The 5,032-nt window shown below is 45.6% G+C and carries 5 protein-coding genes and 5 tRNA genes; 7 read left to right on the forward strand and 3 right to left on the reverse strand.

Annotated features, from left to right (window positions below; all coding sequences use genetic code 11):
* Positions 1–291: 291 nt before the first annotated feature.
* Positions 292–642 (reverse strand): hydrolase/acyltransferase, encoded by a 351-nt coding sequence (locus tag DFQ00_RS21950; RefSeq protein WP_110898627.1) that lies wholly within the window; start codon positions 640–642, stop codon positions 292–294.
* A gap of 109 nt (positions 643–751) precedes the next feature.
* On the opposite strand from DFQ00_RS21950, the gene DFQ00_RS21955 reads away from it, so the two are divergent.
* The 3 genes from DFQ00_RS21955 (at position 752) to DFQ00_RS21965 (ending at position 1,477) form a co-directional block, all read left to right on the forward strand.
* Positions 752–1,225 (forward strand): SprT family protein, encoded by a 474-nt coding sequence (locus tag DFQ00_RS21955; RefSeq protein WP_110898628.1) that lies wholly within the window; start codon positions 752–754, stop codon positions 1,223–1,225.
* A gap of 81 nt (positions 1,226–1,306) precedes the next feature.
* Positions 1,307–1,382, forward strand: a tRNA-Asn gene (locus DFQ00_RS21960).
* A gap of 6 nt (positions 1,383–1,388) precedes the next feature.
* Positions 1,389–1,477: transfer RNA gene (locus DFQ00_RS21965), tRNA-Ser, on the forward strand.
* Positions 1,478–1,763: 286 nt separating this feature from the next.
* Here DFQ00_RS21965 and DFQ00_RS21970 read toward each other — a convergent pair.
* Positions 1,764–2,660: a Cof-type HAD-IIB family hydrolase gene (locus tag DFQ00_RS21970; protein ID WP_110898629.1), complete on the reverse strand. Its 897-nt coding sequence runs from the start codon at positions 2,658–2,660 to the stop codon at positions 1,764–1,766.
* 4 nt (positions 2,661–2,664) lie between these two features.
* The gene (locus tag DFQ00_RS21975; RefSeq protein ID WP_110898630.1) at positions 2,665–3,441 is read right to left on the reverse strand and encodes a DeoR/GlpR family DNA-binding transcription regulator; all 777 of its coding nucleotides are present in this window, start codon (positions 3,439–3,441) and stop codon (positions 2,665–2,667) included.
* 276 nt (positions 3,442–3,717) lie between these two features.
* On the opposite strand from DFQ00_RS21975, the gene DFQ00_RS21980 reads away from it, so the two are divergent.
* From DFQ00_RS21980 to DFQ00_RS21995, 4 genes are all read left to right on the forward strand, one after another.
* A tRNA-Glu gene (locus DFQ00_RS21980) sits at positions 3,718–3,789 on the forward strand.
* A gap of 245 nt (positions 3,790–4,034) precedes the next feature.
* Positions 4,035–4,110 (forward strand) — tRNA-Lys (locus DFQ00_RS21985).
* Positions 4,111–4,130: 20 nt separating this feature from the next.
* Positions 4,131–4,213 (forward strand) — tRNA-Leu (locus tag DFQ00_RS21990).
* Between the two features lie 158 nt (positions 4,214–4,371).
* Entirely contained in the window at positions 4,372–4,710 is a 339-nt protein-coding gene (locus DFQ00_RS21995; protein WP_167433799.1) for a DUF3221 domain-containing protein, read from the forward strand.
* Positions 4,711–5,032: the final 322 nt, after the last annotated feature.

Raw genomic sequence — 5,032 nt, forward strand, 5'->3', positions numbered from 1 at the left:
TGGACCCCCGCGCTTAGGGCTTCGGGCTAAATTGCATCATTTTTGTGTTGGGCTTGACTAAAACGTTCATAGCAACGATCTCAGGAAAGCTTATTCATGTAGATGAGTATAAAAAAGTGCGTTAATCATGTGCTTTCGGCAAAATAAGGTTTCTGGTGAGCGTTACATTTTGGCATAAGCCAATGCCAGCGGAGTGAACACGAAGGGGGAGAAGTTTAATTAGCACCGGGATGAAAAAAAAGCGTATCACCCTGATCAAGGGCGGCACGCTTTCCGTGTTGACCGAAGAGATTATTCCATTTCTTCCTCATACCACTGTTCTAATTGAGCTTGTAATGCCCGAATCTCGGTTAACAGGGAGATTAGTGGATAATTGCTTTCACGCAGAGCGGCGAATCGCTCTTCAAGAGCATTAATATAATCAAGGCCGCCGATAATGGACAGGTTTTCATTCAACAGGTCGAGCTGATTACATTCGGCAATTGCCCAGGGCAGAACGGGTACATCTGCTGCGGTGAGCTTATCAATTTCCTTGTGCAGACGCAGATTAAGTGCACTGAGTTGGTAAGCATAGTCCGCAGGCATTTCAACAAATTGCAGTTGTTGCTCTTGTTGCAGGATGACATAGCGCATTGTAGGCATAACGAGTATTAATCTCCCCTCATACATTCTACTTGACAGTGTAGCCTACGAAACGGTTAAAATTCAAGTATTGTGCCGGAAAACAAATGCGCCGAGGAGGGGAACAACGATGGAAAACAAAGAACTGCAGCAATGGATTGAGCAGATTTCGCTGGAGCACTTCGGGGTTCCGTTCACCCATGAGGCGATTTTTAACCGTCGTCTGACAACAACAGGCGGGCGTTATATGCTCAAGAGCCATCGCATTGAAATCAATCCACATCAGTTAGAAGTACACGGAAAAGACGAAGTCGAGAAGATTATCAAACATGAGCTGTGTCACTATCATCTGCATATTCGAGGGCGGGGGTACCAGCATCGGGACCCTGAATTCAAGGCGCTTCTGCAGAAGGTGGGAGGATCAAGGTTCTGTCAGTCCCTTCCCGGAGATCAGGGCAGAAAACCGCTGCCGTATCGGTACAAGCTGGTGTGCAAGAGCTGTGGCATGGAATATTTGCGTAAGCGAAAAATAGATCCGAAACGTTATCGCTGCGGTCGATGTTCAGGAAAATTGACACTTCAAAACATCGGATCTGCACCTTGATGCATCGGCTGTAAAAATTGATCGAAGGTATGTTGACTTGAATTATTAATCATGATAAATTAATATTATTCAAGTTAATTTTCCCTGATAGCTCAGTTGGTAGAGCACTCGACTGTTAATCGAGTTGTCACAGGTTCGAGTCCTGTTCGGGGAGCCATTTCTTGGAGAGATACCCAAGTGGCTATAAGGGGACCCTCTGCTAAGGGGTTAGACTGCGTAAGCGGTGCGAGGGTTCGAATCCCTCTCTCTCCGTTCTGAGAATACTTCAATGTCAGGGATGAGAACCCTAAAGGTTCGTCGGAGCATAAGCTTCGATAGCGGTACATCGCAGTCTCGAGCGAAGTGAGAGTATGCCTCTCTCTCCGTTCTGAATAAAAATTTAAATCCTGTTTGCATGAATGTGAGTTAATTATTCGTGCAAACAGGATTTTTTGATTTTCATCTGCGAATATCAGTATGCTGCGATTATGCACTCATACAACAAAGCAAGCACAGGCTCAGCTCACGAGCCTGTGCTTGCTGCTGCTTTACGGACCTTTTACTGGCCTTCCGAGACATTGGTCTGCACAGGAGCAATAGGTTTGCCTTCCAGCAGGCTATAAATTGCATGAGCGACGCCATGTTCAACATTTGTGCGTGTGATTGTTTCAGCCATGGCCCGAATCTCCGGTTCAGCATTACCCATAGCAATGCCCAGTCCTGCCATCTGCAGCATGGAAACATCATTGAAGTTATCGCCAATAGCGGCAGTGTCCTTCATAGAGATATTCAGATGTGCTGCCAGCTTGGTAAGGGCATTGCCCTTGGATACATCCGGGTGCTGCATCTCGAAGTTATGCTCGAAGGATACAACCATGGCAACATCGGATCTGGAAGAGAAGTGCTCGCGTCCAGCTTTAACCTTTTCAGGATTCATCGAGAAGGCCATAATGTTATAGATACATGCTTCTGCGGGAATTTCGAGATGGTTCTTCACGCGGTAATAGTCTTTTTTGTTGTAATGTTTTTTGATGGAATGAATCATGCGCTCGATATCTTCGCCGGGCTTTGAGCCTAAAACACGTTCCAGTTCGGCAAGCATTGTTTCGTGAGTGCTGATGGCGGCGTAGATGCCCATCTGAGTTGAAGCTTCATAATAAATGTGCTGATCTTCCAGCCATTGCATGACAGAACCGGCCGTTTCACGGTCCAGTGGAAGGTGGAATAAGCGTTCTCCGTTCTCATCATGAATGGTTGCGCCGTTGGAGCCGATAATCGGGGTTTTGATTCCTCCCTGGCGGCTGATTGCAACAACATCTGAATATACACGTCCTGTCGCAATGGTTACTTTCATGCCAGCCTGCTGCGCTTTTTCAATAGCCTCTGCGTTTTCACGGCTAATCTGGCTGTCTCGATTCAGTAGAGTTCCATCCAGATCGGTAGCAAATAATTTCATATCTTTACAGCTCCTTATCTTGTGTAGGTTCGGGAATGAGTATCTCAACCTGTTGTTCTGTTAAAAAATCAATCCACTCCTGGTTTGGCATTTGATCGGTGATGAATACGTCAACCAGAGACCAGTCTGCAAAACGGTAACCATACCGTCTGCCCATTTTGGAATGGTCGGCAAGCACAATGACCTTTTTGGCCGATTTCATCATTTGATGTTTAATTTTGCCTTCCTCTTCGGAGGCGCTAAATCCATCCAGTGTGAGACCGCCAATGCCGATAAAAGCTTTATCCACATAGTAGTGGGAAAGAGTCTCGATTACGGGTGTTCCATAGACATATCGCTGATCCTTATCCAGATTGCCACCAAGCAGGCGGATTTGAACTGCGGTGTGATTGGATAACAGCTCAGCAGAGTGTAGTGAATTGGTGACCACGGTGCAGGATTTGCCATTCAGATTCTCTGCACAGGCCTGAACGGTAGTGGAGGAATCCAGAATAATGATATCTCCTGAACGGACAAGTGCGGCAGCGAGCTTCCCGATAGCTCTTTTTTCTTCAGACACATACTTGAGTCTTTCCTGGTACGACCTGAATTCCTGCGGAGGAGAAGGGAGGATGGCACCGCCACGCGTGCGAATGATGGCTTCTTGCTCTTCAAGCTTAATTAGATCACGGCGCGCAGTATCCCGCGAGACGTCGAATAAGGTTACGATCTCTTCAGCCGAGATGCGATTATGTTTGCGTAGATGCTCAATGATGAGCTGCATGCGTTCTTCCTGAAACAAACGTAAAGCCTCCTTGATTTAGGGATGACCGTGCGTTTTACTATAGTTAAATTATAAGTAATTATAATGGGATGTGCAATGTTGTAAGTGAAAATAAGTTTTTATAAGTTTTTTAACCGTTGATTTACATAAAAAGCGTACAGGCATGATAAGAGTGTGAGCTTGTTATATGAGTACAACATGACGTGTTAAAAGTTTTTGAAAAAAAGTGTTGCACTAATCTATTTCCATGTGATATACTCATTCTTGTCGCCAAGAATGACGACATGTTCACAAGGCCCGTTGGTCAAGGGGTTAAGACACCTCCCTTTCACGGAGGTAACAGGGGTTCGAATCCCCTACGGGTCATAGTAATTTTATTACTATTATTAAGGGATGAGAATCCCAAGGGTTCGTCGGAGGGTTACTTCGTTAGCAACTGCTTCGCAGTCTCGAACGGAGTGAGAGTATCCCCTACGGGTCATAGTAATTTTATTACTACCTTTCTTTCTTCACCAGTCAGAGATTCGCATTCTTGATTAGGATTTCTTCAAAGTTCACTGCTCTGTATCCTTTCTTGAAGCATGGCATAACATCGGGTGGAGTTACAGCAAGAGCCATTAGCTCAGTTGGTAGAGCACCTGACTTTTAATCAGGGTGTCGAAGGTTCGAGTCCTTCATGGCTCACCATTTATTTAACAATGAAATATGCGGTCGTGGTGGAATGGCAGACACGCTATCTTGAGGGGGTAGTGGGTGTATACCCGTGGAGGTTCGAGTCCTCTCGACCGCATCACAGAAACAGCTTGAAATGGGCTTTCATGATTTATTCATGAGAGTCCATTTTGCTTTATATTTCTCTGCTCCTTCTTATATTTGTTATGGAGGTGTAACTAAAACGGCTGTTCCTACGTTACTCCTATATAACGGTTAAGTGCTGGAGGGATGGGGATGGAACGTTTAAGGTGGTCGGGTTATCTGCTAGTGTTGATGTTTTTAGTAACAGCCGGGTGTGGAGATGACACCGATAACGTTGTGCATAATTATCAGGATCAAAGGGCTGCCGATGTGTCGAGGGAGGCGGATCTTGAAGTTGTTGTCACAGAAAAAGGGGAAAAAACAATAACGGTTGTTGGCGTGGGAGAGCTTGCTCAGACTTATATCCTTGCGACGAATGGGGTCGCCTATACTGCGGAGGTTGGTGATCGGGTACGTATATGGACAACGGGGCGATACGAGGAGAGTTATCCGGTTCAAGCAACTGCAACCAAGATCGAGCGAGTTGATTGAATGCGTTGGAGAACGTTTTACGTTGGTTCAAAGCGTAAGAGGAATTTAGGTCTTGGAAGAGAATTGCGATGAGTTCACGAGTTCCCGCGAGGATGTTAGTAACTGGAGCGGGTTCTGGATATTAAAGGCTGAGCCTTCAGAAATATTGTGCTATAATTCTATCATGTGACTATGAGTTGATTAATACGGTTGGAAGGCGGTTCTGGCATGCAGTCAATCTATGAGAGAATTGAACACCTGATTGCCGAAAAAGGCATGACGAAGAAGGCTTTCTGTCAACAGCTGAAGATTAGCACAGGTAATCTGGGTGACTGGAAACGTG

Origin of the sequence: Paenibacillus barcinonensis (assembly GCF_003217495.1) — a bacterium.
Classification (GTDB): Bacteria; Bacillota; Bacilli; order Paenibacillales; family Paenibacillaceae; genus Paenibacillus; species Paenibacillus barcinonensis.